Annotated in this window: 26 protein-coding genes; 19 read left to right on the top strand and 7 right to left on the bottom strand. The window is 74.4% G+C overall.

The window, feature by feature from the left end; genetic code table 11:
- Positions 1-935 (bottom strand): SGNH/GDSL hydrolase family protein (locus ABZW03_RS12300; protein ID WP_355255539.1); only part of this gene is annotated, 935 nt, incomplete at its 3' end.
- A gap of 215 nt (positions 936-1,150) precedes the next feature.
- Here ABZW03_RS12300 and ABZW03_RS12295 point away from each other — a divergent pair.
- The 5 genes from ABZW03_RS12295 to ABZW03_RS12275 all read left to right on the top strand — a co-directional run bounded on the left by ABZW03_RS12295 (position 1,151) and on the right by ABZW03_RS12275 (position 6,419).
- Entirely contained in the window at positions 1,151-2,551 is a 1,401-nt protein-coding gene (locus ABZW03_RS12295; RefSeq protein WP_355255536.1) for a cystathionine beta-synthase, read from the top strand.
- Between the two features lie 561 nt (positions 2,552-3,112).
- Positions 3,113-3,451 carry a hypothetical protein gene (locus ABZW03_RS12290; protein ID WP_355255533.1) on the top strand — a complete coding sequence of 113 codons (339 nt, stop codon included), beginning with the start codon at positions 3,113-3,115 and terminating at the stop codon, positions 3,449-3,451.
- Between the two features lie 200 nt (positions 3,452-3,651).
- Positions 3,652-4,932 (top strand): Ig-like domain-containing protein, encoded by a 1,281-nt coding sequence (locus ABZW03_RS12285; RefSeq protein WP_355255530.1) that lies wholly within the window; start codon positions 3,652-3,654, stop codon positions 4,930-4,932.
- A gap of 132 nt (positions 4,933-5,064) precedes the next feature.
- Complete coding sequence (locus tag ABZW03_RS12280; protein ID WP_355255527.1) at positions 5,065-5,616, top strand: SigE family RNA polymerase sigma factor; 552 nt, start codon at positions 5,065-5,067, stop codon at positions 5,614-5,616.
- The gene (locus ABZW03_RS12275) at positions 5,613-6,419 is read left to right on the top strand and encodes a hypothetical protein (protein ID WP_355255525.1); all 807 of its coding nucleotides are present in this window, start codon (positions 5,613-5,615) and stop codon (positions 6,417-6,419) included. Before ABZW03_RS12280 ends, ABZW03_RS12275 begins: the two co-directional genes overlap by 4 nt.
- Positions 6,420-6,482: 63 nt before the next feature.
- On the opposite strand, the gene ABZW03_RS12270 is transcribed toward ABZW03_RS12275, so the two are convergent.
- Together ABZW03_RS12270 and msrA are read right to left on the bottom strand one after the other, a co-directional pair.
- A complete protein-coding gene (locus tag ABZW03_RS12270; protein WP_355255522.1) occupies positions 6,483-6,845 on the bottom strand; it encodes a cupin domain-containing protein in 363 nt (120 codons plus the stop codon).
- A 148-nt stretch (positions 6,846-6,993) separates the two neighbouring features.
- Positions 6,994-7,659, bottom strand: coding sequence for a peptide-methionine (S)-S-oxide reductase MsrA (gene msrA, locus ABZW03_RS12265; RefSeq protein ID WP_355255519.1), 666 nt, complete (start codon positions 7,657-7,659; stop codon positions 6,994-6,996).
- 189 nt (positions 7,660-7,848) lie between these two features.
- Between msrA and ABZW03_RS12260 the strand changes: the two genes are divergently transcribed.
- Entirely contained in the window at positions 7,849-9,003 is a 1,155-nt protein-coding gene (locus tag ABZW03_RS12260; RefSeq protein WP_355255516.1) for a cystathionine gamma-synthase, read from the top strand.
- Between the two features lie 4 nt (positions 9,004-9,007).
- Here ABZW03_RS12260 and ABZW03_RS12255 read toward each other — a convergent pair whose 3' ends face one another.
- Entirely contained in the window at positions 9,008-9,490 is a 483-nt protein-coding gene (locus ABZW03_RS12255) for a MarR family transcriptional regulator (RefSeq protein WP_355255513.1), read from the bottom strand.
- Between the two features lie 144 nt (positions 9,491-9,634).
- On the opposite strand from ABZW03_RS12255, the gene ilvA reads away from it, so the two are divergent.
- The 3 genes from ilvA (at position 9,635) to ABZW03_RS12240 (ending at position 12,994) form a co-directional block, all read left to right on the top strand.
- Positions 9,635-10,846: a threonine ammonia-lyase gene (gene ilvA / locus ABZW03_RS12250; protein ID WP_355255510.1), complete on the top strand. Its 1,212-nt coding sequence runs from the start codon at positions 9,635-9,637 to the stop codon at positions 10,844-10,846.
- Positions 10,847-11,067: 221 nt separating this feature from the next.
- Positions 11,068-12,135 carry an ATP-binding cassette domain-containing protein gene (locus ABZW03_RS12245; RefSeq protein ID WP_355255507.1) on the top strand — a complete coding sequence of 356 codons (1,068 nt, stop codon included), beginning with the start codon at positions 11,068-11,070 and terminating at the stop codon, positions 12,133-12,135.
- Position 12,136: 1 nt separating this feature from the next.
- Positions 12,137-12,994 (top strand): ABC transporter permease, encoded by an 858-nt coding sequence (locus ABZW03_RS12240; protein ID WP_355255504.1) that lies wholly within the window; start codon positions 12,137-12,139, stop codon positions 12,992-12,994.
- A gap of 121 nt (positions 12,995-13,115) precedes the next feature.
- Here the strand turns inward: ABZW03_RS12240 and greA are convergent, their stop codons facing one another.
- Together greA and ABZW03_RS12230 are read right to left on the bottom strand one after the other, a co-directional pair.
- Positions 13,116-13,616, bottom strand: coding sequence for a transcription elongation factor GreA (greA, locus tag ABZW03_RS12235; protein WP_316526550.1), 501 nt, complete (start codon positions 13,614-13,616; stop codon positions 13,116-13,118).
- Between the two features lie 418 nt (positions 13,617-14,034).
- A complete protein-coding gene (locus ABZW03_RS12230; RefSeq protein WP_355255500.1) occupies positions 14,035-14,448 on the bottom strand; it encodes a DUF4307 domain-containing protein in 414 nt (137 codons plus the stop codon).
- A gap of 244 nt (positions 14,449-14,692) precedes the next feature.
- On the opposite strand from ABZW03_RS12230, the gene mca reads away from it, so the two are divergent.
- The 4 genes from mca to ABZW03_RS12210 all read left to right on the top strand — a co-directional run bounded on the left by mca (position 14,693) and on the right by ABZW03_RS12210 (position 18,646).
- Positions 14,693-15,598: a mycothiol conjugate amidase Mca gene (mca, locus tag ABZW03_RS12225; protein ID WP_355255497.1), complete on the top strand. Its 906-nt coding sequence runs from the start codon at positions 14,693-14,695 to the stop codon at positions 15,596-15,598.
- A 49-nt stretch (positions 15,599-15,647) separates the two neighbouring features.
- The gene (locus tag ABZW03_RS12220; protein ID WP_355255494.1) at positions 15,648-15,839 is read left to right on the top strand and encodes a hypothetical protein; all 192 of its coding nucleotides are present in this window, start codon (positions 15,648-15,650) and stop codon (positions 15,837-15,839) included.
- Between the two features lie 79 nt (positions 15,840-15,918).
- On the top strand, positions 15,919-17,307 hold the full coding sequence (locus tag ABZW03_RS12215; RefSeq protein WP_355255491.1) for a histidine kinase: 1,389 nt from the start codon (positions 15,919-15,921) through the stop codon (positions 17,305-17,307).
- A 319-nt stretch (positions 17,308-17,626) separates the two neighbouring features.
- Positions 17,627-18,646 carry a winged helix-turn-helix domain-containing protein gene (locus ABZW03_RS12210; protein ID WP_355255488.1) on the top strand — a complete coding sequence of 340 codons (1,020 nt, stop codon included), beginning with the start codon at positions 17,627-17,629 and terminating at the stop codon, positions 18,644-18,646.
- A 59-nt stretch (positions 18,647-18,705) separates the two neighbouring features.
- Here ABZW03_RS12210 and ABZW03_RS12205 read toward each other — a convergent pair whose 3' ends face one another.
- Positions 18,706-19,353 (bottom strand): response regulator transcription factor, encoded by a 648-nt coding sequence (locus ABZW03_RS12205; protein WP_355255485.1) that lies wholly within the window; start codon positions 19,351-19,353, stop codon positions 18,706-18,708.
- Positions 19,354-19,569: 216 nt separating this feature from the next.
- On the opposite strand from ABZW03_RS12205, the gene lanKC reads away from it, so the two are divergent.
- The 6 genes from lanKC to ABZW03_RS12175 all read left to right on the top strand — a co-directional run bounded on the left by lanKC (position 19,570) and on the right by ABZW03_RS12175 (position 26,722).
- Positions 19,570-22,137, top strand: coding sequence for a class III lanthionine synthetase LanKC (gene lanKC / locus ABZW03_RS12200; RefSeq protein ID WP_355255482.1), 2,568 nt, complete (start codon positions 19,570-19,572; stop codon positions 22,135-22,137).
- Positions 22,138-22,139: 2 nt separating this feature from the next.
- On the top strand, positions 22,140-22,229 hold the full coding sequence (locus tag ABZW03_RS12195; RefSeq protein WP_355255479.1) for a class III lanthipeptide: 90 nt from the start codon (positions 22,140-22,142) through the stop codon (positions 22,227-22,229).
- A gap of 50 nt (positions 22,230-22,279) precedes the next feature.
- On the top strand, positions 22,280-22,369 hold the full coding sequence (locus tag ABZW03_RS12190) for a class III lanthipeptide (protein WP_198959315.1): 90 nt from the start codon (positions 22,280-22,282) through the stop codon (positions 22,367-22,369).
- 249 nt (positions 22,370-22,618) lie between these two features.
- Positions 22,619-24,565: an FtsX-like permease family protein gene (locus ABZW03_RS12185; RefSeq protein ID WP_355255476.1), complete on the top strand. Its 1,947-nt coding sequence runs from the start codon at positions 22,619-22,621 to the stop codon at positions 24,563-24,565.
- Positions 24,562-25,833: an MFS transporter gene (locus ABZW03_RS12180; RefSeq protein ID WP_355255473.1), complete on the top strand. Its 1,272-nt coding sequence runs from the start codon at positions 24,562-24,564 to the stop codon at positions 25,831-25,833. Before ABZW03_RS12185 ends, ABZW03_RS12180 begins: the two co-directional genes overlap by 4 nt.
- Positions 25,826-26,722, top strand: a complete 897-nt coding sequence (locus tag ABZW03_RS12175; RefSeq protein WP_355255470.1) for a hypothetical protein — start codon at positions 25,826-25,828, stop codon at positions 26,720-26,722. Before ABZW03_RS12180 ends, ABZW03_RS12175 begins: the two co-directional genes overlap by 8 nt.
- The last annotated feature ends 19 nt before the right edge of the window (positions 26,723-26,741 follow it).

Below are 26,741 nucleotides of genomic sequence, written 5' to 3'. Positions count from 1 at the left end.
CCCTCGGCGGCCGAGCACTCCAGGTAGTCGATCGGCGCGGACGGCGGCGCCGGCATCAGGTAGCAGTGCGCCTCGGGGTGGCCGGGGACGGCCGTGGCCGGGCGCTCCTCCTCCGGCCAGAGCCCGAGCGCGGCGCAGACCGAGGGCAGCACGGCCATCGCGGCGGTCGCGTAGCCCTGGGCGGAGGGGTGGTAGCGGTCGGCGGCGAACATCTCCGGGCGTGCGGCGAACTCCGGGCCCAGCAGCGAACCCAGCGAGACCGTCCGGCCGCCCGCCTCCACCACCGCGATGGTCTGCGCGGCCGCCAGCTGGCGGCTCAGCCGGCGGGCCACCCAGCGCAGCGGCGGCCGCACCGGCTTGATCGTGCCGAGGTCCGGACAGGTGCCCACGACCACCTCGCAGCCGTTGGCGCGCAGCGCGGCGACGGCCTCGCCGAGCTGGCGGACGGCCAGCTGGGCCGGGCTGTGCCGGGTCACGTCGTTGGCGCCGACCATGATCACGGCGACGTCCGGGCGGTGCGGCAGCGCCTGCTCCAGCTGCCCGGAGAGGTCGGCGGAGCGGCCGCCGGAGCGGGCCACGTTGACCAGCCGGACCGGGCGCTCGGCCACCGAGGCGAGGCCGGCCGACAGCAGCGCGCCCGGGGTCTCGCCGGAGCGGGCCACGCCGAGCCCGGCCCCGGTGGAGTCGCCGAGGACGGCCAGCACGAGCGGGGCCTGCGGGGCGGCGGCGCGGTCGGCGAACGCCTCCCCGTAGACGCCGTCGGCCCTGGGCGGGTGGGTCTCCAGGACGCCGATGGCCTGGATGGCGAGCTTGCTCTCGGTCAGCAGCAGGCCGACCAGGCCCACCCCGAGGAGGCCGAGCCCGCCGCCGCCGTACGCCGCCGCGGTGGCGATCCGGCGGGCCACCCGGGCCCGCGAGTCCTGTGCCCCTGGCATCCGGTGCCCCCTTCACGTGCTCCTGCCGGCCCCTCCGGGCCACGGCAATGCCTGCACAGCGCTCTTACCCGCGCGGGGGCCGGGAGTACCCGGGGCACCGGCGCGGGTGGGCCATTGGGGGAGGTGGGACGGACGGGAGCCGCGGGGCCGGTGCCACGCCCTAGGCTTTGCAGTACCGAAAAGCAGTCGCACGCCCACAGACCGGGAGGACCCCCGTGCGGTACCACAACTCGATCATCGATCTGGTCGGCAACACGCCGCTCGTCAAGCTGAACAAGGTCACCGAGGGCATCAGCGCGACAGTGCTGGCGAAGGTCGAGTACTTCAACCCCGGCGGCTCGGTCAAGGACCGCATCGCGATGCGCATGATCGAGGCCGCCGAGGCCTCGGGCGCCCTCAAGCCGGGCGGCACCATCGTCGAGCCCACCTCCGGCAACACCGGGGTCGGCCTGGCGATCGTGGCCCAGCAGAAGGGCTACAAGTGCATCTTCGTCTGTCCGGACAAGGTCTCCACCGACAAGATCAACACGCTGCGCGCGTACGGCGCCGAGGTGGTCGTCTGCCCGACCGCCGTCGCCCCGGAGCACCCGGACTCGTACTACAACGTCTCCGACCGCCTGGTCCGGGAGACCCCGAACGCCTGGAAGCCGGACCAGTACTCCAACCCGGACAACCCGGCCTCGCACTACCACTCCACCGGCCCGGAGCTGTGGGAGCAGACCGACGGCAGGATCACCCACTTCGTGGCGGGCGTCGGCACCGGCGGCACCATCTCCGGCACCGGCAACTACCTGAAGGAGGCCTCCGGCGGCAAGGTCAAGGTGATCGGCGCCGACCCGGAGGGCTCGGTCTACTCGGGCGGCACCGGCCGGCCGTACCTGGTCGAGGGCGTCGGTGAGGACTTCTGGCCGACCGCCTACGACCGCAACGTCGCGGACGAGATCGTCGCCGTCTCCGACAAGGACTCGTTCCAGATGACCCGCCGCCTGGCCAAGGAGGAGGGCCTGCTGGTCGGCGGCTCCTGCGGCATGGCCGTGGTGGCCGCGCTGGAGGTCGCCAAGAAGCTCGGGCCGGACGACGTCGTGGTGGTGCTGCTGCCGGACGGCGGCCGCGGCTACCTGTCGAAGATCTTCAACGACGACTGGATGGCCGACTACGGCTTCCTGCCCTCGTCCACCGACGAGGCGCACATCGGCGAGGTGCTGGCCCGCAAGGAGTCCATGGAGCAGGGCGGCGTCCCGCAGTTCGTCCACATGCACCCGAACGAGACGGTCGCCGAGGCGGTCCGGGTGCTGCGCGAGTACGGCGTCTCGCAGATGCCGGTGGTCTCCCCGGGGGCCGGCCACCCGGACATCATGGCCGGCGAGGTGATCGGCTCGGTGGTCGAGAAGCTGCTGCTGGAGGGCATCTTCGCCAAGGAGATCGAGCTCACCGACACGCTGGACAAGGTGATGTCCAAGCCGCTGCCGGTGGTCGGCTCGGGCGAGACCGTCACCAACCTGATGACCGTGCTGGAGAAGGCCGACGCGGCCGTCGTGCTGGTCGAGGGCAAGCCGCAGGGCATCGTCACCCGGCAGGACCTGCTGGGCTTCCTGACCGGCCGCGGCCAGCACTGACCCGGCGTCCCGGCGCCCCGGCGCCGACGCCCCGTCACCGACCCGCCGCCGCACCGCCCTTCCGAGGCGGGGGCGGAGGGTTCGTCCACGGGGGAAGTGGTACACCGGCGTCACCTGTCCGCAGCATGCGGTTAACACGGCTCGGGCATCGTGGTGGTCAACGGCAGGACGCCGAGTGAGGCGACAGCCACCGTCCGGGAGCGGCTCCCCGGCGGTCGCGGTCGGCTCCGGACACATCGGGTGGCCCTGACCCGGCCGCTGTGTCCTCCTGCCGTGGGAGGCGCCGTCGTCCCGCCCCTGCCCGGCCCCGGCCGGCTGACAGGGTGCGGCGGCTCCCGCGGCAGTACCGCGCCGTCCGGCGCGTGTCCCCGTGGCTCCCGGGTGGGGGAGCCCCTGCGGGGAACGGTGGGGCCGGTCCTTCTTCCGAGGGACCGGCCCCTCCCGTTTGCGCCGGGCGTGCCGGTCGCGCCGTCCGTGCCGTTCGCGCCGGGCGCGCGGGGTGTGCTCCGGGCGGCCGCCCGTGCCGCACGCCGGGCGCGGCCGTCCCGTACGCTCGCACGCATGACCAGCATTGAAACGACCGGCCAGGACGCCCCGCGCTACGTCCGGGTCAAGATCGAGCTCATCGCGGAGATCACCGACGAGGGCGCGCTCAAGGCGGCCGCCCTGGAGGCCGTCACCGCGGACGAGTACCTCGACGACGAGGAGCGCGCCCAGTCCGTCGAGGCCATCGAGGTGGACCCGTCGGGTTCGCTCGCCCACTTCATCGACCCCGTCGCCCTGCTCGGCGAGGTGCCCGGCGTGGAGCTCGCCTCGGCGACCTGGGAGTCGGCGCAGACCGAGTTCGACCCGGAGAGTGAGGAGTGGGACGAGTACCCGGCGGACGAGGCCGCCGAGTAGGACGCCGCCACTGGGCGACGGCCTCCGCCGTCACCGCCCGTGAACGCCCGGCCCGCCCCGCGGGTCGGGCGTTTTGTCCCTGTTCATCGGCAAGTTGGGTCATCTCATACGATCGCTTACGCTTCGGTGATGGAACCGTGAACGGGCGGATTGCGTTTCTGTATCCGTAATGCCCGGGATGATCAGCAGGGAGACGCGACGTGACGGCACGGGACGGTCAGGGGCGGGCGGCCGGAAGCAGCTGGAGCCGGCGCGGGGTCCTCGCGGGGCTGATCGGAGCGCCCGTGCTGCTGCTGGCGGCCTGCAACGACAACAGCGGCGGCAGCGGGAGCGGCGGTGGCAGCGGCTCCGGCGGCGCGAGCGGCACCCCGGGCTCCGGCGGTGCGAGCAGCAGCGCCCCGAAGACCTCGGCCGCGGTCATCACCGTCACCCCGGCCGACGGCGCCGCCTCCGCGAGCTTCAGCGAGCCGGTCAAGGTCACCGTCGCCAACGGCACCCTGAGCAGCGTCAAGGTCACCGACACCACCGGCAAGGAGCTGGCCGGCCAGCTCTCCGCCGACGGCACCGGCTGGACCTCGGCCGCCGCCCCCGCCAGCGGCACCAAGTACACCGTCGCCGCGATCGCCTTCGACAAGGACAAGCTGGAGGCGGACGCCAACGCCGTCTTCACCACGGCGACCCCGGCCAACACCTTCGTCGGCTACTTCACCCCCGAGGACGGCTCGACGGTCGGCGTCGGCATGCCGGTCTCGATCAACTTCAGCAAGCCGATCAGCGACCGCAAGGCCGTCCAGCAGGCGATCACCGTGATAGCCGAGCCGGGCGTCGAGATCGTCGGCCACTGGTTCTCCAGCACCCGGCTCGACTTCCGGCCGCAGGAGTACTGGGCCAAGGGCACCAAGGTCACCCTCAAGCTCAGGCTCAAGGACGTCGAGGGCGCCAAGGGCGTGTACGGCACCCAGTCCAAGGACGTGAGCTTCACCATCGGCCGCGCCCAGACCAGCGTCGCCGACCTCGCCGCCAAGAAGCTCACCGTCACCACCGACGGCCAGGTCAGCGCGGTCTACAAGATCTCCGGCGGGGCGCCCGAGTACAAGACCTGGGGCGGCAAGATGGTGATCTCCGAGCAGTACACCCAGACCCGGATGAACTCGCAGACCGTCGGCCTCGGCAGCGAGTACGACATCGCGGACGTGCCGCACGCCCAGCGCCTCACCACCTCGGGCACCTTCATCCACGGCAACTACTGGTCCCCGTCGTCGATCTTCGGCGGCCAGAACACCAGCCACGGCTGCGTCGGCCTCCAGGACGCCAAGGGCGCCCAGGACACCGGGACGGACGGCTACAAGTTCTACAAGTCCTCGATGGTCGGCGACGTGGTCGAGGTCGTGAACTCCGGCGACAAGACCGTCGCCCCGGACAACGGCCTGAACGGCTGGAACATGGGCTGGGCCGCCTGGAAGGCCGGCAGCGCCGTCTGACACCCGGCTCCGCGCCGCGGGCCCGTACGGCGTCCCGGCTGTGCGCCCGGCCTTGCGACCGGCCTTGCGACCGGCCGGAAAAACTCCTCGGGCGGAGCGAACCCCGTGGTCCGCCCGAGGAGTCGAAGTCGTGTGAAACGCGAGCAGAGACAGCGCCAGGACGACGAGTTCAGCGCGTTCGTGGCCGGCCACGGCCGCCGGCTGCTGCGGCTGGCCGAGCTGCTGACCGGGGACCCGGACCGGGCGAAGGACATCGTCCAGTCCGCGCTGGAGCGCGCCTACCTGAACTGGCACCGGATCACCTCGGACGATCCGAGCGCGTACGTCCGCCGGATCGTGGTCAACCAGCACCGCGACTGGTGGCGCCGGCTGCGCAACCACGAACTGCCCACCGAGCACACCCCCGACCGGCCGCTCGACGAGGACCTCGCCGAGCGGTTGGCCGAGCGCGCCCTGCTGAACCAGGCGCTGGGCACCCTCACCCGCCGGGAGCGGACGGTCGTCGTGCTGCGGTACTACGGGGACCTCGCCGAGGCCGACATCGCGGCCGAACTGGGCATCGCCCCGGGCACGGTGAAGAGCACGCTGCACCGGGCACTGTCGAAGCTCCGCGCGCTTCCCCAACTCGCCGACCGCTCCGGTTGGATGGCAGGGCACACGACGCACATCGAGGTGACGGTATGAGCTTCGAGGACCGGCTCGGCGAACTGCTCAAGGACGAGGACCCGTACGTGATCGGGCCGGACCCGGTGCCGATCATCGCCGCCGCCCAGCGCCGCCGGGCCAGGCGCAGAGCCGGGACCGGGGCGGCCGCGGTGGCGGTGGCCCTGGTCTGCGGGGTGACGGCGGTGATGGTGGGCAACGCCCGGCCCGGCGGGCAGGTCGCGGGCCGGACGGGCGCGGCCGCGGCCCCCCCGGCGGGGGCGCCCGCCCCGTCGCCCACCGCGACGGGCCTCGCCCCCGGTGCCCCCGCCGCCGCCCCGACGGCGACCCCGAGCCTGCCGCCGCGCTCGCCGGTCCGGCGGATCACCGCCGGGGACGAGGTCGAGCCGGTCACCGGGCTCCGGCTGTCGGTGACCGCGACCGAGAGCTGCCAGGGCAGCGCCGACCCGAGGACCGGCGGCTACCAGGGCATGTCGTGCCTCGACATGACCAACCCCAAGCTGCCGATCGAACGGCCCGGCATCCTGCTGGACCTCAGCCGGGTGTCCGACCGCTTCGTGGCGCACGGCTTCTACCGGGGCTCGACCCCGGCCACGGTCATGGTCTTCGAGGGCGGCCGGGCCACCGTCGCCACCCTGCTGGTCACCCCGGGCATGGACGACTGGGCCGCCTACTACGTCGTGCTGCCGGGCGGCGACCTCGACGTCGGGGCGACCTGGAAGACGCCCGCGGTCGGCGCCTACGACGCCGACGGCAGGCTGCTGGCCGGCCACGCCGGCCGCACGGTGGACGGCGCCTCGGAGCAGCCGCCGGTCGCGCTCTGAGCCGCCGGGGCCGCGCCGCCCCGGCACCGTGGCCTTCCGGGCTCACGGCTCGGGCCGTCGGGCTCACCGCTTCGCGTAGTCCGCGAAGCCCTGCCAGTCGACGATCACGCAGGGCTCCTGGCCGACCGTCCAGGCGTCGTGCCCGGGCGGGCAGGACATGAAGTCGCCGGGGCCGATCTCGGACTCCTGGCCGTCGTCCATGACGATCCTCATCCGGCCGGAGACCACGTACCCGGTGTGGGCGGCCTGGCAGCTGTCGGTCCCGGCGATCGGCTTCACGTGCTTGGACCACTGCCAACCCGGCTCGAACACGGCCCGGCCCACCGGGCCGCCGTCCAGGTTGACCAGCCGCAGCTCCCCCTTGCCCTCCTCGAAGGGGCGGACCTCCTCGGGGTCGTCGAAGTTCCGCTGGTAGAGACCGGACATGGCGCACTCCTCTCCCACGAGGAACGGCCCGGCCACCAGCGGGGTGGCCGGGCCGGCCCTGCTGGCCCTTCCAGTCTGCGCCCGGATCGGGGATCGGTCACGTTGAGTGGCCGCTCCCGGTCCGGGAACAGGACGGACGGCCGGGAGGTCAGCCCTGGGTGCGGGCCACGCCGATCGGGCAGGAGGCCCCGGTGCCGCCCAGACCGCAGTAGCCGTTGGGGTTCTTGGCCTCCGACAGGTACTGCTGGTGGTACGGCTCGGCCGGGTAGAACGGGCCGGCCGGGGCGAGCTCGGTGGTGATCGGGCCGTACCCGAGCGCGGTCAGCGAGGGCTGGAACGCGTCCCGGGTGGCCGCCGCGGCCTCGGCCTGGGCGGGGGAGTGGGTGTAGACGGCGGAGCGGTACTGGGTGCCCACGTCGTTGCCCTGGCGGTTGCCCTGGGTCGGGTCGTGGGCCTCCCAGAAGGTCTTCAGCAGGCGCTCGTAGGAGACCACCGCGGGGTCGAACACGACCCGGACCGCCTCGGTGTGCCCGGTCAGCCCGCTGCACACCTCCTCGTACGTCGGGTTCGGGGTGTGCCCGCCCTGGTAGCCGACCAGCGTCGTCCAGACGCCGGGCAGCCGCCAGAAGGCGCGCTCGGCGCCCCAGAAGCAGCCCAGGCCGAAGTCGGCCACCTCCAGGCCCTCCGGGTACGGGCCGGTCAGCGGGTGCCCGAGCACGGTGTGCGGCTCGGTCAGGGTGAAGGCCGGGGTCGGCCGGCCGGGCAGCGCCTGGTCGGCGGGGACGAGCGAGGTCTTGTGGCGGTTGAACAGCACGGCCTGCTCCAGCGGGTCGGGAATCCTGGCGAAGGGTCCAACGCGGACGGCCGCCGCCGGATTCCGGGCCCGGCCGCGGGCCGTCCGCACCGCGCTCGCGGCCCGCCGTACCCCCGCTCCGACCTGCGGAATCGCTTCGGTTCCCGGTTCGTGCGGGCGCGGCGGCATTCGCACACTAGGCTCGGACCCATGACCGAGCACCAGCTTCCTCAGGGCTTCGAGACCCTCGCCATCCACGCGGGTCAGGAAGCAGACCCCCAGACCGGGGCAGTCGTCACGCCGATCTACCAGGTGTCCACCTACAAGCAGGACGGGGTGGGCGGCCTGCGGGGCGGCTACGAGTACAGCCGCAGCGCCAACCCGACCCGCACCGCGCTGGAGGAGTGCCTCGCGGCGCTGGAGGGCGGCGCCCGTGGCCTCGCCTTCGCCTCCGGCCTCGCGGCCGAGGACACCCTGCTGCGGACGATCCTCAAGCCCGGCGACCACATCGTGATCCCCAACGACGCCTACGGCGGCACCTTCCGGCTGTTCGCCAAGGTGCTGACCCGCTGGGGCGTCGAGTTCTCCGTGGCCAACACCCAGGACCTGGCCACCGTCCGCGAGGCGCTGCGCCCCAACACCCGCGCGGTGTGGGTGGAGACCCCGTCCAACCCGCTGCTGGGCATCACCGACCTGACCGCGCTCGCCGAGATCGCGCACGGCGCCGGTGCGCTCCTGGTGGTCGACAACACCTTCGCCAGCCCGTACCTCCAGCAGCCGATCGCGCTCGGCGCGGACGCGGTCGTGCACTCCACCACCAAGTACATGGGCGGCCACTCGGACGTGGTCGGCGGTGCGCTGGTGCTGGCCGACGCGGCCCTCGGCGAGGAGGTGGCGTACCACCAGAACGCGATGGGCGCCGTCTCCGGCCCGTTCGACGCCTGGCTGGTGCTGCGCGGCATCAAGACGCTGGGTGTCCGGATGGACCGGCACAGCGCCAACGCGGAGAAGGTCGCCGAGCTGCTGGCGAGCCACCCGAAGGTCAGCCAGGTGCTCTACCCGGGCCTGCCCGAGCACCCCGGCCACGACATCGCGGCCAAGCAGATGAAGGCCTTCGGCGGCATGGTCTCGTTCCGGGTCGCCGGCGGCGAGGAGGCGGCCGTCGAGGTCTGCAACCGCGCGCAGCTGTTCACCCTCGGTGAGTCGCTCGGCGGCGTCGAGTCGCTGATCGAGCACCCGGGCCGGATGACCCACGCCTCGGTGGCCGGCTCGGCGCTGGAGGTGCCCGCCGACCTGGTGCGCGTTTCGGTCGGCATCGAGTCGATCGACGACCTGCTGGCCGACCTCCAGCAGGCGCTCGGCTAGTCCACTACTGCTCCTGCCGGCCTGCCGTGTACGACTCCATCGCGAGGTTGAAGCGGGCCAGCAGGGCGCAGAACGCGCGCTGTTCCTCCGGCGGCCAGCCGGCCGTCAGGCGGCGGGTCAACTCGGCCCGGCCGTCCCGGACTTCGCTGAGCCGGCCGGCGCCGTGCGAGGTCAGCGCGAGCCGTACGGCACGGCGGTCGGCCGGGTCCTGCACCCGGCCGACCAGCCCGGCCGCGACCAGCGGGGCGACCTGGCGGGTCACCGTGGAGGAGTCCACCCCGAGCGCCTCGGCCAGCGCCTTGACGTTGGCCGGCCCGTGCCGCTCCAGCCGGTCGAGCAGCAGGTAGGCGGCTCGGTCCAGCACCCCGACCCCGCCGCCGGAGGTTCGGACCTGTTCCATGCGGCGGGCGAACACCGCGAGCTGGTACTGGAGTTGGGTGTGCACGGGGTCGGTGCGGTCGGTGGCCTGGGGCGAGGTCGTCGTCATCGCGGCTCACGATCGTCGTGCGGTGAGGGAGGCTCAGAAGCAGCAGAGTACGCGGGCCGGGCGGGCCCGGGAACAGGCCCGGCATCCCGGATCGCCGCCGCTCGCGTCCGGCGGGAACCCTCGGGCACGCCCTACGCTGGCGCCATGCGCAACTGGCCGATCACCCTCGACGACGTCCGCGGTGCCCAGAAGATGCTCGCCGGGGTCGCCCGGGTGACCGCGATGGAGGGCAGCCGGTACCTCTCCGGGCTGATCGGCGCACCGGTCCACCTGAAGTGCGAGAACCTCCAGCGCACCGGGTCCTTCAAGCTGCGCGGGGCGTACGTGCGGATCGCGGGACTCTCGCCGGTGCAGCGGGCGGGCGGGGTGGTGGCGGCGAGCGCCGGGAACCACGCCCAGGGGGTGGCGCTGGCGGCCGCGCTGCTGGGCGTGCGCTCCACGGTGTTCATGCCGGTCGGGGCGCCGCTGCCGAAGGTCGCGGCCACCCGGGAGTACGGCGCCGACGTGCGGCTGCACGGCGCCACCGTGGACGAGGCGCTGCAGGCCGCGCAGCGGTACGCGGACGCGACCGGCGCGGTGTTCATCCACCCCTTCGACCACTGGGACGTGGTCACCGGGCAGGCGACCGTCGGGCTGGAGATCCTGGAGCAGTGCCCGGAGGTGCGGACCGTCCTGGTCGGGGTGGGCGGCGGCGGGCTGCTGGCCGGGATCGCGGCGGCGGTCAAGCCGCTGCGGCCGGACGTCCGGGTGGTCGGGGTGCAGGCGGCCGGCGCGGCCGCGTACCCGCCCTCGCTGGCGGCCGGGCGGCCGGTGTCGCTGGAGCACTTCGCCACGATGGCGGACGGGATTATGGTCGGGCGCCCCGGCGACATCCCGTTCGAGGTGGTCAACACGCTGGCGGACGGCATCCGCACGGTCTCCGAGGACGCGCTGTCGCGGGCGCTGCTGCTCGGGCTGGAGCGGCTGAAGCTGGTGGTCGAGCCGGCCGGGGCGGCCCCGATCGCGGCGCTGCTGGAGCAGCCGGACTCCTTCGAGGGCCCGGTGGTGGCGGTGCTGTCCGGCGGCAACATCGACCCGCAGCTGATGCAGCGGGTGCTGCGGCACGGGCTGGCGGCGGCCGGGCGCTACCTGTCGCTGCGGGTGCGGCTGGCGGACCGGCCGGGCGCGCTGGCGGACCTGCTGGCTGTGCTGACCAGGGTGGACGCCAACGTGCTGGACGTGGCGCACGTGCGGATCGACCCGCGGCTGGGGCTGACCGAGGTCGAGGTGGACCTGCACCTGGAGACCAAGGGGCCGGAGCACTGCGCGCTGGTGGTCGGGGAGCTGCGGGACGCGGGGTACGTGGTCGCGCACTGAGCCCGCGTCCGGGGTGCCGTCCGGGTGCCGTCCGGGAGCCGCTCGCATCCCGTCCGAGCTCCGGCGGTGCCCTGTCCCTTGACGCGATATATCGCGTACTGGGAGACTCGCGATACATCGCGTTCTGGTCCCACGGGTCGGGAATCGAGTCGCCCGCCCGCCCGGAAACAGGGCAGAGTGGGACAGATCGCCCCATACGTTCGAGGAGATGAGGCAAGGCCATGGCGCCAGCCATCCAAGCCGAGAACTTGGTGAAGACCTTCGGCGACGTACGAGCCCTGGACGGCGTCAGTCTCGACGTCCCCGAGGGCACGGTGCTCGGGCTGCTCGGCCCGAACGGCGCCGGGAAGACCACCACCGTGCGGGTCCTCACCACCCTGCTCCGTCCCGACTCCGGCCGTGCGGTGGTCGCCGGGGTCGACGTGCTGAAGCACCCCAACCGGGTCCGCAGCCTGATCGGCCTGTCCGGCCAGTACGCGGCGGTCGACGAGTACCTGACCGGCTTCGAGAACCTCACCATGGTCGGCGAGCTCTACCAGATGAGCAACCGGGCGGCGAAGGCCCGCGCGCTGGAGCTGCTGGAGTGGTTCAACCTCACCGAGGCCAAGGACCGCACCGCCAAGACGTACTCCGGCGGCATGCGCCGGCGCCTGGACCTCGCCGCCGCGCTGGTCGTCCGGCCGCCGGTGATGTTCCTGGACGAGCCGACCACCGGGCTCGACCCGCGCAACCGGATCGCGCTCTGGGAGGTCATCGAGACGCTGGTCGAGCAGGGCACCACGCTGCTGCTCACCACCCAGTACCTGGAGGAGGCCGACCGGCTCGCCCACGACATCGCGGTGGTCGACCACGGCCGGGTGATCGCCCGCGGCACCGCCGACCAGCTGAAGGCGCAGATCGGCGGCGAGCGGATCGAGGTCGTGGTGCACGAGCCCGGCCTGGTCGGCGACGCGGTCGCCGCGCTGTCCGGCTACGCGCTGGGCGAGCCGACGGTGGAGCGCAACACCCGCCGGATCACCGTGCCGATCAGCGGCGGCGCCCGGGTGCTCGCCGACGCGATCCGCGAACTGGACTCCCGCGGGATCGAGATCGACGACATCGGGCTGCGCCGCCCGACCCTGGACGACGTCTTCCTCACCCTCACCGGCCACGTCGCCGAGGAGCGGCCCGAGGAGGAGGACGGCGCCGACCCCAAGGCGCGCGGCCGCGGCCGGGGCAAGGGCGGCGCCGGCGGCCCGGACGGCCAGGGGCCGGACAAGCAGGCCGTCGCGGCCGGGAAGGAGAGCTGAGATGAGCACCGCCACCGAGCACGCCATCGGCCCGGCGATGCCCAGGCAGCGCAGGGGGGCCGCCGCCACCCTGCACGACTCCTGGGTGGTCGCCAAGCGCAACCTGCGCCGGATGACCCGCATACCGGAGATCGTGGTCTTCGGGCTGATGCAGCCGGTCATGTTCGTGCTGCTGTTCTCGTACGTGATGGGCGGGGCGATCAAGATCCCCGGCACCGACTCCAGCTCGGACACGTACATCCAGTTCCTGATGGCCGGCATCTTCGCCCAGACCGTCACCTTCGCCGTCGCCGGCGCCTCGGCGGGCATCGCGGAGGACATGAGCAAGGGGCTGGTGGACCGGTTCCGCTCGCTGCCGATGGCCCGCTCGGCGGTGCTGGTCGGCCGCACCCTCGCGGACCTGTGCCAGACCGCGTTCACCCTGGTCGTGCTGGCGCTGGTCGCGCTGCTGGTGGGCTGGCGGATCCACGAGGGCCTGCTCAAGGCGCTCGGCGCCTTCGGCCTGCTGCTCCTGCTCGGCTACGCCTTCTCCTGGATCGGCGCGCTGATCGGCCTGTCGGTGCGCAGCCCGGAGGCGGCCACCTCGGCCGGGCTGATCTGGCTGTTCCCGCTGACCTTCGTGTCCAACGCCTTCGTGCCGGTCACCTCGATGCCGGGCTGGCTGCAGGGGATCGCGTACTGGAACCCGTTCAGTGCCACCGTGCAGGCCTGCCGGGTGCTGTTCGGGAACCAGGTCGGGCCGGTGGACAGCGCCTGGCCGATGCAGCATGCGGCGCTGGTGTCGGTGCTGTGGTCGGTGGTGATCACCGCGGTGTTCTCCTGGCTGGCGGTGCGCAAGTACCGCTCCTCCACCGCCTGACCGTTCCCGGCCCGGAACGCGGGGGGCCTGAACGCGCGGGTGGCCTGAACGCGCGGGTGGCCCGGAACGCACGGGGGCGGCCGCGGGAAGTCCCGCGGCCGCCCCCGTGGCGTGGGCCGGATCAGCCGGCGTGCGGCACGACCTTGACGATCTTCACCATGGCCGGCTTGCCGTTCGGCAGCTCGTAGGTGGCCTCGTCGCCGATCCGCTTGCCGTCGATCGCGCGGCCCAGCGGGGACTGCGGGGAGTAGACGTCCAGGTCGTCGGCGCCCGCGACCTCGCGGGAGGCGAGCAGGAACTCCATGAGGTCGTCCTCGTCGCCGTCGAAGGCGACCGTGACGACCATGCCCGGGGCCACCACGCCCGAGTCGGCCGGCGCCTCGCCGACCTTGGCGCGCTCCAGCAGCTGGGTCAGCTGGCGGATGCGCAGCTCGTACTTGCCCTGCTCCTCCTTCGCCGCGTGGTAGCCGGCGTTCTCCTTGAGGTCGCCCTCCTCGCGCGCCGCCTCGATCTTCTGGGCGATCTCGATGCGCCAGGGCCCGGTCAGGTGGTCCAGCTCGGCCTTGAGCTGGTCGTAGCCGGCCTGAGTGAGCCAGGTCACGTTCTCACTGGTCTGGGTCACGGGTGCTCCTCGTAGGTGCTGGGGCTGTGCTGAGGGTGTGAGTCGTCAGCAGGGGTCGGTGGTGATATCGGTCTCAACTACAAAGCAACGCCCGCTCCCGTACCATCCGGTGCGGAAGGGGCGAAACCACGAGCCTAACAAGTCCTGCTGACAAGCGGGAAGGGCGTTTGCGCGCCATTGACGGTGGCATTGCGCCGGGATGTACAGCGGCGGAGGGCGGGACCCTCTACGGATGCCCGCTCTCCGGATCGAATATGCGCGCTACCGGGGGCGGGTGGGCCGCTCGGGGCGCGCGGTGCCGGGGGTGCCGCCCGGGGTGCGCGCCGTTCGGCCGGGGCGTGCGACCCGGGCGGGGCGTGCGCTGCTCGGCGGGGGCGTGCGTGGCCCAGTGGGGGTGTGCGTGGCCCGGCGGGGTGCGCTACTTGGCCGGGGTGCAGCCCAGCAGCTCGGCGGTGGTGCCGCGGGCGGTGGTGCGCAGGGTGACCACCGCGTCGTAGCTGTCGCCGGTCGCCGGGACCTGGAAGTCGGCCACCCCGACCACCGCGTGGTCCTCGCTCTGCGAGCGGACCGTGCAGGTGCCGGCCTGCCCGTCCCCCTTGCGCACGGTGAGGTGCAGCTGGACCTCGGAGTCGGAGAGCACCTGGAAGGTCGGCACCGAGCCGTTGATCTTCGACTCGCGCAGCAGGTAGGAGCCGCCCAGCCAGGCGATCAGGCCCAGGCCGAGCACGCCGCAGACCGCGCCGATCACCTTCAGACGGCGGTCCGAGTCGCGGTCGCCGCCGCGGCCGTAGCGCCCCTCGGGCAGACCGGTGGCGGTGGTGTCTGCACTCATCGGACTCCGTCCTCTCCTGGGGGAGGGGCCGCGCGGGGTGGTGCGGGGGAATGCGACGCTCCTCCAGTCCGTCACTATAGGAGGGGCTAGCCCGCGGCCGGTCCGGCGGGGGCAGGGCTCGGCCGTGCCGGCGACGTTCCGCGGCCCGGCCCCGCGGCGACGCGGCCCCGAAGTGAGCGGTTCGTACGGTGGGCAGACCCGGACTCCGCGGAACGCCCGACGAGTGTGGAAGGAACGCAAGGCGTTGACTGAGCAGTTGCGACTGATGGCGGTGCACGCCCACCCGGACGACGAGTCCAGCAAGGGCGCGGCCACCATGGCCATGTACGTCGAGCAGGGCGTGGACGTGCTGGTGGCCACCTGCACGGGGGGCGAGCGCGGGTCGGTCCTCAACCCCAAGCTGCAGGGGGACCCGTACATCGAGGAGAACATCCACGAGGTGCGCCGCAAGGAGATGGACGAGGCGCGGGCGATCCTCGGCGTCAAGCAGGCCTGGCTGGGCTTCGTGGACTCCGGTCTGCCCGAGGGGGACCCGCTGCCCCCGCTGCCCGAGGGCTGCTTCGCGCTCCAGGACGTCGAGGCGGCGGCGGAGCCGCTGGTCCGGCTGATCCGCGAGTTCAAGCCGCAGGTCATCACGACCTACGACGAGAACGGCGGCTACCCGCACCCGGACCACATCATGACCCACAAGATCACCATGCTGGCCTTCGACGCCGCGGGTGACCCGGACGCCTACCCGGAGGCCGGCGAGCCCTGGCAGCCGCTCAAGCTGTACTACAACCACGGCTTCCCGATGGGCCGGATCCGGGCCCTGCACGAGTACCTCACCGAGCACGGCCACGAGTCGCCGTACGGCGAGTGGATCGAGGGCTGGGAGAAGAGCGGGCGCAAGGAGCGCGAGATCACCACCCGGGTCCGCTGCGACGACTGGTTCGAGACCCGGGACCGCGCGCTGATCGCCCACGCGACCCAGATCGACCCGGACGGGCCCTGGTTCCGCGTCCCGCTGGAGGTCCAGCGCGAGGTCTGGCCCACCGAGGACTACGAGCTCGCCCGTACCCTGGTCGACGTGGACCTGCCGGAGGACGACCTGTTCACCGGCCTGCGCACCCCCGCCCTGGCGGCCGAGGCCGCCGACACGCGCGACTGAACCACCCCCCGACGGCCCGGCTCCGCGTGAGCCGGGCCACCATAGAGATATGAGTGCCTCCGTGAACCTCGTCCACCTCGCCGCTGACCTCGCCGTCGACGACGCCAAGGTCACCCCCGGGCTCCTCGGCTTCGTCGTCTTCGCCGCCCTCGGCGTCGCGACCTGGTTCCTGGCCAAGTCGATGAACCGGCAGTTCAAGAAGGTCGACTTCGTCGAGCAGCCGGAGGCCCCGAAGGAGTGAGCCGTCGGCCGGTTCCGGTGGGGCCGGCCTTCGGCGAAGCCGCCCTGCCGGGCCGTCCGGCTTCGTAGGATCGCGAACCATGACGTGGTCGTGGCACACCGTGGTGCGCAGGGCGGGGTACGGGACGGCGGTGGCGGGGGCGCTGGCGGCCGCGGTGGCGGGGCTGGGGGACCCGGGGCCGCTGATCGTCGGCTCCGGGCTGGTGGCGGTGGCGGCCGGACTGTTCCCGGTGCTGTGGGTCCCCGGACGGGTCGGGGCGGTGGGCCCCTCGGTGCTGGCCGCCGGTGCCGTCTCGCTGCTGGTGACGGCCGGCTACCGCGGTCCGGTGCCCGGCGGCATCGAGTCCTGGTGGCTGCTGGAGACCGTCGCGCTGCTCGCGCCGGCCGTCCCCGCGGTGCGCAGGCCTCCGGCGGCGGCCGCCTTCGGCTACGGCGCGCTGCTGGTCCTCGCGGTGGCGCTGGTGCCGCTGCGGATCGGAGTCTGGGCCGAACCGCCGGCCCCGCCCGCGGTGACCACCAAGCTCTGCCTGACCTCGGCGCTGCTGGCCAGCGCGGTGGTCGGGGTCGGCTGCTACCTGCGCTCGATGGACACCCGGGCCCGGGCGGCGGTGGCGGCCGAACGGCGGGCGCAGCGCCTGGACCTGGCCCGCGACCTGCACGACTTCGCCGCGCACGACGTCACCGGGGTGGTGGTGCTGGCCCAGGCCGCGCAGGTGCTGGCCCAGCAGGACCCCCGGCAGGTGGTCGAGCTGCTGGCGGGGATCGAGGCGGCCGGGCGGCAGGCGCTGGTCACCATGGACCGGACCGTGCAGGTGTTCGCGGCGGACGACGCCGATCCGGAGCCGCGTGGGCGCTTCGGGGCGGCCGCGGCGGTCGGCCGGGGCCCGGGGCGGGGGACGGGACCGGGGCGGCCGGGCGGGCCCGCCGCGCGCAGTCTGCGCCGTGACCTGAGCGAACTGCCCGCGCTGGCCGAGCGGTTCACCCGCAGCGGCTCCGCGCGGGTGCGGCTGGAGGCCCCGGCGGAGGCCGAACTGGCGGCGGTGCCGGCGGCGATCAGCGGGATCGGCTACCGGCTGGTGGTGGAGGCGCTGACCAACGTCCGGCGGCACGCGCCGACGGCCCGGGAGGTGGCGATCGAGGTCGGGCCGGGCCGGTACGGGGAGCGGCCGGCGCTGCGGGTGACGGTCACCGACGACGGGGTGCCGGGTGGGGCGGGGTCCGGCGGTTCGGAGTCCGCTGGTTCGGAGGGCGCGGGCGGTGCGGACGGTGCGGGCGGTGCGGGTGGAGTGGGGGGAGCCGGCGGGGCGTTGGGCGGGGCCGAGCGCGAGGGCGGCGGCTTCGGCCTCGTGGGCCTGCGGGAGCGGGTGGAGGCGGCCGGTGGCGAGCTGACGGCCGGGCCGGGGCCGCAGGGCGGCTGGCGGGTGGCGGCGGTGCTGCCCACGGAGGGCGTGGCGGGGCTCGGGGGCTGACCGCGGGGCCTCCGGGACTCCGGTCCTTCGGCCGTCCGGTCGCTCGTCCGCGTGGTCGCTCGTCCGGTTGGTCCGTGCGGCTTCGTGTGTCGGGCCGGAGGGGCCGGTTCGAGCCTGCCGACGGGCCGATCCAGGCCATTCGGCACATCCGGCGGCGGCCGCTGGGGCGTTCCGAACGATCAAATGGGCCGATCGGCCGATGGCGACGAGTCCGGTGGGCGGGCAAGGATGTCGGTGCGGCGATCAGGGTGCGGGGTTCACCTGGGCCGTCACGGCGGAAGAACCCCGAGCGGGGGATCGGTCTGTGATTCGCATTGCCATGTCTGCCGAGGATCTGGCTCGTGTACGAATTGCTGGGAATGTCGACCAGGAGATGGAGGCGGTGCTGGCGCTGGAGGCATGGCGCAATGGCGGGGAATTGTTCCGCCCCTGGCAGCGGGCCGTCCGCGGGCAGTTGGCGCGGCAGCCGGTGCTGGCCGAGCGGCTGCGGCTCCTTTCGGGAGCCAACGGTGGCTTCCGGGACGTACTGCGGGTGTGGGCGAATGGCCGGATCGTGTCGTCCGGTCGCGGCGCCGAGCCGGTGGTCCAGCGGGCCGATGTCGCCGCGGCGGTCCGCGAGTTCCACCGGGTCGCGCTGCAGCCCTGCTGGGCGGACGTCCGGTCCCGGCTGGAGGCGGAGCGGGACGTGCGCCGTCAGATCGCCGGCCGCGGCGGGGTGGACGCGCTGCTCGGCACGCTGCACCCGCGGATCCGCTGGAACGCCCCGGTGCTGGAGATCCCCGCCGAGCGGGACGTCGAACTCGCCCTCGACGGCCGCGGGTTGCGGCTGGCGCCGTCGCTCTTCCTGCAGGGGGCGGGGGTGGTGCTCCGGCCCCGGCGCGGGGAGTCCGGGGAGGCCCCGACGCTGCTCTTCGCGATGCGCCCGGACCGGCGCGGCCTCCCGGTCCCGGCGGGTGCGCCGGAGGCGGCGGAGCCCGCGCGTCGCGGTGGGGACGAGCCGCTGGCCGCCCTGGTCGGCCGGACCAGGGCGGCGGTCCTCCACGCGGTGCTGGACGGCTGTACCACCGGCGAGTTGGCGGGCCGGCTCGGAGTGACCGCCTCGGCGGTCAGCCAGCACGCCACCGTGCTGCGCGCGGCCGGGCTGATCGACACCCGGCGCTGCGGCAACGGCGTGCTGCACACCGTCACCCCGCTGGGGCGGGCGCTGCTGCGCGGGGAGGTCGCGTCGGGCGGGGAGGTCCGGTTCCCGGGGCGGGCTCCCGGCGCCTCGGTGACGCGGCCCCGCGGCGGGCCGAGGGCCGTCGGCGGGCGCTGCGGTGACGCCCGGGCGCTGCGGTGAGGGCCCGGGGTGCGGTGGTGGGGTCCGGGGGCCGTGCGGCAGGCCCCGGGCGGACCGGCTCAGCCGCGCTCGGCCAGGCCCGACTCCCAGGCCCAGGTGGCGATGCCGACCCGGTTGCGGGCCTTCAACTTGCGCTGGAGGTTGGCCAGGTGGGTCTTGACGGTGCTCAGCGAGATGAACAGCTCGGCGCCGATGTCGGAGTTGGTCAGCCCCTCGGCGACCAGGACGGCGATCTCCTCCTCGCGGCTCGTCAGCGGCTCGACCGGGGAGCGGTCGACCCGGCGCGGGCCGGTGAAGTGGTGCAGCAGGCGGGTGGTGATCTGCGGGCTGATCAGCGAGTCGCCGACCACCGCCGAGCGGATCGCCTCGGCCAGCAGCGCGGGCCCCGAGTGCTTGAGCAGGAAGCCGCAGGCGCCGTTGCGCAGCGCGGTGTGCACGTACTCGTCGAGGTCGAAGGTGGTCACCACCACGACCTTCACCTCCGGGGTGATGCCGGCCAGCCGGCGGGTCACCTCCAGCCCGTCCAGCTCCGGCATCCGGATGTCGACCAGCAGGACGTCCGGCCGCAGCGCGCGGACGGCCTCCAGGGCCTCCAGGCCGTCCGCGGCCTCGGCCACGACCTCCATGTCGGGCTGGGCCGCCAGGATGTGCCGGAACCCCTGGCGGACGCTCGCCTGGTCGTCAGCGATCACGACACGCGTTTTCATGGCGTCATGATCGCACGCGCTTTCCGCGGCCCCGGAAGTGAAGGCCTGGATTCCGCCTGGTATGTGCCGGATTCAGTTCCCGCTTAACACTGTTGTCACATGACGGGGCGTCCGGGAAGGATGGTTCCTGTCGGAACGGGGACGACGGAGCTTCGAAAACTCCGACGGAAACCGGAATTCGGTCCAGCGGATATTCGAAAGGGGGTGGACGGCGAAGTGGACGCGAAATACGAGTCGTATGCCATTGCCGACCCGGTGTGGTACGACGCCCTGGAGCGGTGTGACGACCGGGACTCCCGGTTCGCTCCGGGCGGGGGCGTGCTGCCCGAGGGCTGGCGCAGCCGCACCCAGGGGGTGTGGGAGGTGCTGGCACCGCCCGGCGCCCCGCAGCTGCCCGAGCAGGGCTGGAAGGTCCACGTCAGCGCCACGCCCGAGTCCGCCGCGGAGACGATCGAGACCGCCTGGCGGGTCTGCCGCCGGCTCGGGCTGCCCTGGAAGTACCTGCGCAGCCGACTGGTGGTCGCGGTGACGAACGCGAAGTACGCCGACCGCTCCGCCAGCGGCAAGGCCGTCACCGTCTACCCGCGGACGGCCGCGGAGCTGGAGGCGGTCCTCGCCGAGCTGGACGCGGCGCTGGGCGGCCGCCCCGGCCCGTACGTCCTGTCCGACCTGCGGTGGAACCAGGGCCCGGTGTCGGTGCGCTACGGCGGCTTCGCCCTGATGTGGTGCGAGCTGCCGGACGGCACCAGGGTGCCCGCGGTGAAGGACCCGGACGGCCGGCTGGTGCCGGACGCGCGGCGCCCGCGCTTCACCGTCCCGCCGTGGGCCTCGACCCCGGACTTCCTGGCCGAGCGGATCGCCGGGGCCGCCGCCGACGCGGGGGCCGGGCTCGGCCGCTACCGGGTGGTCAAGGCGCTGCACTTCTCCAACGCCGGCGGGGTCTACCTCGCCGAGGACGAGGGCGGCCGACAGGTCGTCATCAAGGAGGCCCGCCCGCACGCCGGGCTGGACGCGTCGGAGACGGACGCGGTGGCCCGGCTGCTGGTCGAGCGGGACGTCCTGGAGCGGATCGGCCACCTGCCGTTCGTGCCGGAGCTGTACGAGTACTTCACCAGCTGGGAGCACCACTACCTGGTGATGGAGTACATCCCCGGCGAGTCCTTCAGCGCCTGGCTGGGCCGGGAGTACCCGCTCACCCGGCACCGGCCGGACGCCCGGGCCCTGGCCGACTTCGCGGGGCTCGCGGTCAGCCGGCTCGCGCTGGTCGAGGAGTGCGTCGCGGCGCTGCACCGGGAGGGGATCGCCTTCGGCGACCTCCACCACCGCAACATCATGATCCGCCCGGACGGCACCGTCGCGCTGATCGACTTCGAGCTCGCGACGCCGCTGGACACCCCGCGCCGGCGTACCCTCGGCGCCCCCGGCTTCACCGACCCGGCGATCACCGACGCCCGCGAGGCCGACCTGTTCGCGCTCGGCTGCTGCCAGCTCGCCGCCCTCGTCTCGCTGACCACCCTCACCAGGCGCAACCCGGCCGTGGTCACCGGGCTGCTGGGCCTCGTCGCGGAGTCCTTCCCGACGGTGCCCGCCGGCTTCGTCGAGCGGATGACGGAGCGGCTCGCCCTCTCCCCGGAGCTGCGGCCCCACCTCGGGGCCGGGCCCGCGGCCGGCGTTCCGGCGGCGCTCACCGCAGCGGCCCTGCTGCGCGGCATCGACGCGGCGGCGACCGCGGAGCGGGAGGACCGCCTCCACCCCGGCGACGTGGCCGGGCTGCGCCCCGGCGGCGCGCTCGGGCTGGCGTACGGCTCCTCCGGCGTGCTGCTCGCCCGGCACCTGGCCGGGGCCGCGCCGGACGAGGCGCACCTGGACTGGCTCGCCGCCGCGGTGCGGCGCGCCCCGGCGGACACGCCCGCCGGGCTGTACGACGGGCTGGCCGGAGCCGGCTGGCTGTTCCACCGGCTCGGGCACCCGGACGCCCCGAACGTGGTGGACCGGCTGCTGGCCGGCCCGTTGCCCGCCTCGCTCGGCCTGTACAACGGCCTGACGGGCGTCGCCCACCTGCTGCTGGAGGCCGGCGCGACGGACGAGGCGCTCGGCCTGGCCGCCAAGGCCGCCGGGCGGATCGGCGAGGCGGGGCTGCTGGACCGGCCGGGGCTGCTGCGCGGCTGGTCCGGACCGGCGGTGCTGTTCGCCCGCTGCGCCCGGCTCACCGGGGACCCGGCCTGGGCGGAGGCCGCCGAGCGCGCCGTCCGCTGCGACCTGCGGCACGGCCGGCTGGTCGACGACATGCTCCAGACGTACAGCTCGGGCCGGCTGCTGCCGTACCTGGCGGAGGGCTCGGCCGGAGTGGCGCTCGCCGTCCTGGCCCTGCCTGACGCCCAGGCCGAAGTCCTCGGCGCCGAGCGGGTGCTGGAGGCCGCGGCCCGGGCCGGCGCGGTCCGGGTGGTCGTCCAGGGCGGGCTGTTCAACGGCCGCGCCGGCCTCGCCTACACCCTGTTCCAGGTCGCCGCCCGCCTGCCGCACTGGCGGGCCGAGGCGGAGGAGCAACTCCGGTCGGTGGAGCTGCACCTGGCCCCGTACCAGGACGGCAGCGTCCTGCACGGGGACCAGCTGATCCGGCTCTCGACCGACCTGGCCACCGGCTCCGCCGGCGCCCTGCTGGCGCTGGCCGCCGCCAAGAGCCCCGGGCAGTGCCTGCTCCCCGGCGCCCACCCCGACGACGGGTGGACGCCGGAGCGGGCCGGGCCCGGTACCCCGATCCGGCGAGACGGCGAGAGGAGGTGACTGTGATGGCCGACATCCTGGCGCTTCAGGAGCTCGACGAGGAGATCGTCGTCGACGCCCCGTTCAGCTCCATCAGCGCGTTCAGCTGCTGATCCCCGCGGCCCGGTGCCGCGTCCCGGCGGGACGGCGAGGGGAGGTGACTGTGATGGCCGACATTCTGGCGCTTCAGGAGCTCGACGAGGAGATCGTCGTCGACGCCCCGTTCAGCTCGCTCAGCTACTGGAGCTGCTGATCCCGGCAGCCCGGTGCCGTGTTCCACCGAGACGGTGAGGAGGAGGTGATTGTGATGGCCGACATTCTGGCGCTTCAGGAGCTCGACGAGGAGATCGTCGTCGACGCCCCGTTCAGCTCGTACAGCCTGTTCAGCTGCTGACCTTCGAGGTCCGGCAGTACCGGGTGACAGAAGGGGAAGGCCGCGGCACATGCGGCCTTCCCCAACTCTGCATCCTATTTACCGTTTTGGGGTGAGATAACCGTGGCCGTGGCATCGGAACCGACGACCCGACCGAGTGGACCGCTCGGCGGGCTGCGACTGTGCGTCGCCGAGGTACGGGCGTACCCGGGGCGGGTCATAGGTGTCGCGGTCGCCTGCGCGCTCACCGCCACCGGGGTGGGCGCCTGCCTGGTGCTGCTCGCGGCGGTCAGCGGCCCGTCCTACCCGGAGGGGTCGGCGGCCCGCGCGGCGGCCACCGACGCGCAGAGCCTGCTCGGCCTGCTGCTGACGCTGCTGCTGATGTCGGCGGTGCTGGTGACGGGGTCGACGGTCGCGCTCTGGACCAACCAGCGGCTCGGGCAGTTCGCCGTGCTGCGCGCCCTCGGGGTGACGGCCGGCCGGCTGCGTTCCCTGGTCGTCGCCGACGTCGCGCTGGTCGCCCTCCTCCCCTCCGCCGCCGCCGCGGTGGCCGGGACGGTCCCGGCCGCCGGGTTCGGCCGCCGGATGCTGATCGAGCGCGAGCTGTTCCCCGCCGCGGTCGACCTGCCCCCCGCCGGGCAGTCCTGGGCGATCGCGGCCGGCGCCTGCCTCGGCACCTGCGCGGTCGCGGTGCTGGCCGCGCTGGCCAGCGTGCTGGCGGCCGGCCGGGTGCAGCCGATCGACCTGCTCAAGGACCAGTCCCTGGCCCTGGCCCCGCCCCGCCGCAACGCCGGCCGGCTGGTGGCGGGCATCGCCATGGCCCTCCTGCTCTGCGGGCCGGTCCTGGCCCTGATGGTCGTGATGGACATGCCGCCGGTGCTCCAGGGCGCGCTGGTACTGGCCCTGGCCATGTCCGTCATCCCCACGCTCGCGGTGCTCGCACCCTGGTTCGTGCCGCTGCTCGTCGGGCCCTGCTGCGCACTGCTGGGGCTGCTGGACCGGAAGGCCGGCCGGATCGCCGCCGCCGGGCTGCGGGCCGCGCCCGCCCGGACGGCCGCGATCGCGGTGCCCGTCCTGCTGGCCGTCGGCACCGTGGTCTGCCTGCTCGGCTCGGGGGCGACCATCGGCGCCGCCGTGCAGCAGCAGACCGAACAGGCGCTGCGGGCCGACGCGGTGGTGACGGCCGAGCCGGGCAGCCGCCTGCCCGCCCGGCCCGCCGGCCTGCCCGGCGGCACCGCCGTCGCGCCGATCGCCACCAAGGTGACCGCGCCGCCCAGCCTCTTCGACGACAAGCCCAAGCCCACCCGCGCCTGGGGCGTCGACGGAGCGGCCCTGCGGAGCGTCCTGGACCTCGGTGAACAGCAGGGCCGACTGGACGAGTTGGCGCCCGGCACGTTCGCCGCCGGCAGCACCGAGGCCACCTCGCACCACTGGAAGCTCGGCCAGGACGTCACCTTCACGCTCGCCGACGGCCAACAGGCGCAGCTGCGGCTCGTCGCCGTCTACCAGCGGGACCTGGCCTTCCCCTCGTACGTCCTCCCCGCGGACCTCGCGCTCGCCCACACCCCGGCCCCGTACGCCGACCAGGTGCTGCTCGGCGGCGACCCGGGCGGCTGGGAGCTCCGGCCCGGTCAGCGGCTGGCCACGCGGGCCGACCACCTGGCCCACCTGCGGCCGCGCAGCGCGCAGGACGACATGGCCTCCCGGCTGATCGTCGCCGTGGTGGGCGGCTACGCCCTGCTCGCCGTCGCCAACACCTGCGCCATCGCCCAGCGGGACCGCCGCTCCCAGCGCGCCCACCTGCGGGCCCTCGGCCTCGGCCGCGGGCAGCTGCTGCGCTGCGTGGTGTACGAGGTGCTGGCCTCGGCGCTGGTCGGGACGGCCCTGGCGGTGGTGACGGCCGGGATCTGCCTGGTGCCGCTGGCCCGGGCGGTCGGCCAGGGGCTGCCCGCCCTGGACGTGCCGTGGACGGTCGGCGTCCTGCTCGGGGTGCTGGTCGCCACGGCCCTCCCGGCGGCGCTGGCGGCCCGTCCGCTGCGCGGGATCCAGCGCCAGTTCGCGACGGGGTCGGCGTGAGCGCGGCGGTCGGCGGGCGGCTGGGTCGGTCGTTCTGGCTGCTCTACTGCGGCGAGTCCGCCTCGGCCCTCGGGACGGCGGCCTCGGTGATCGCCCTCCCGGTGGTCGCGCTGCGGGCCGGCGGTGACATCCGGCAGGCCGGGCTGGCCGGCACGGCGCTCTCCGTCGGGGTGCTGCTCGCCCGGCTGCCGGCCGGCGTCCTCGCCGACCGCCGCGAGCGCCGGACGATGCTGCTGCTCGGCAACGCGGCCGGCTCGGTCGTGCTCGCCGCGCTGGCGCTGTCGGCCGCCGGCGGCGCGCCACCGCTGGGGGCGGTGCTGGTCGCGGCCCTGCTGCTCGGCGCGGTGGGCAGCACCCTGGCGCCGGTCGAGAACGTGGTGGTGCGCTCCTTCGTGCGGCCCGAGCAACTCCCGCGCGCGGTCGGCCTGTTGCAGAGCCGGGCGGCCGTCGCGGCGACCGCCGGTCCGCTGGCCGGCGGCGCGCTGCTGACCGTCCACCCGTCCTGGGTGTTCGCCGTCGACGCCGCCAGCTACCTGGCGGCCGTCTGCTGCGTGGCGCTGCTGCCGAAGGGGCTGCGGCAGCCCCCCGAGGGCGGCCAGGCCGGGCCGGCAGGCCGGGCCGCGCTGGTCGAGGGCGTCCGGTTCATCTGGCGGGTCCCTTTCCTGCGGTACGCGGTGGTCAACGCGGCCGTGCTCAACCTGGTGTTCAACGGCCTGCTGATCGTGGTGGTCGCCTCGGGCGGGGACACCGTGGACATCGGGGTGCTGACGGCGGCCCTGGGCACCGGCGCGCTGGCCGGATCGCTGCTCGCCCCGGCCCTGGCCCGGCGGATGCCGCCCTCCCGGGGCATCGCCCTCGGCACCGCCGTGGTCGCGCTCGCCCTGCCCGGCTACACCGCGGCGCAGGGCCACTGGGCGGCGGTCCTGCCGCTCGCCCTCGCCGCGGCCGCCGGGCCGGTGGTCACCGTACTGATCGCGGTCACCCAGATGGAGGTGACCCCGCCGGGCCTGCAGGGCCGGGTGCACAGCGGCATCGGCTTCCTCGCCCAACTCGTCGCGCCGGCCGGGCCGACGCTGGCGGGCCTGTGCGCCCACGCCTTCGGACTGACCGGCACGGTGGCCGGCGCGTCGGTGCTCGTGGCGCTCCTCGCCGCCGTCGGGGTCGCCGCCACCGCGGGCCGCCCCGGCGGCCGTCCCGCCGACCCGACCGGGGCCGGGGGCGCCCCGGAACGACGCGCCGACAACCCTGCGGAGGCCGTCCGTGGCTGACCTCGACCACCGGGTGGCGCACCTCGCGCCGGCGGACCCGTACCGCTGGCTGGAGGATGCGGACGCCCCGCGCACCCGGGCCTGGCTCGCCGAGCAGCGGCGCCGGCTGTCCGTCCGCCCGCAGCGCTCCGACGAGCCCGCCTGGGCCGCCCTGCTCGACCGGGTGGAGCGGGAGGCCCCCGACCGGACGCCCACTCCGCCGGCCGAGGCCGGCGGGGTGCTCTTCCGCCACGAACGCGGCCCGGACGGCGACCTCCTGACCGTCCGGCACCCCGACGGCACCCGCCGGACGCCGACCGAGGGCGTCATCGGCCGCGGCGACCGGATCGCCGGCTGGCAGCCGGAGCCGCGGGGCAGGTTCGTCGCCGTCCAACTGCACCGGGACGGCGCGGAGAACGGCGGTCTGCACCTGCTCCCGACCGGTCCGGGCGAGCGGCCCCGCCACCTGCCCGACGCGGCGCCGTACGCGACCCTCGCCTTCACCGGCGAGGCGCTGGTGTACACCGCCGGCACCCGCACCGAGCACACCCTGGTGGCCCGGCACTTCGGTGACGGCCCCGCCCGGCGGCTCGCCCTGCCGGTGTCCGGTCCGGTCCGGCTCACCCTGCACGGCGGGCCCGGCGGGAACCTGCTGCTGCGCACCCGCCCGCAGCCGTCCGGCCCGGTGCGCTGGTGGGTCACCCGGTGGACCGGCCGGACGGTGCCCGACTGGCAGCCGCTCGACCTCGACGGCCGGCGGGTCACCGCGCTGGACCTGAACGAGACCGTCTGCTTCCTCGCCTCCGACGAGCTGCTCGCGCTGGACCTGGACGAGCTGTCGCCGAGCGCCTGCAGCTGCGGGTACGACATCGGGATGCTGATCCGGGCCGCGGGCGCGATCTCCCGGTAGAGCGCGTCGGTGGCCGCCC

Origin of the sequence: Kitasatospora sp. NPDC004799 (assembly GCF_040609095.1) — a bacterium.
Taxonomy (GTDB): domain Bacteria; phylum Actinomycetota; class Actinomycetes; order Streptomycetales; family Streptomycetaceae; genus Kitasatospora.
The sequence above is the reverse complement of the archived record's forward strand: the minus strand, read 5'-3'. Positions and strand labels throughout refer to the sequence as shown.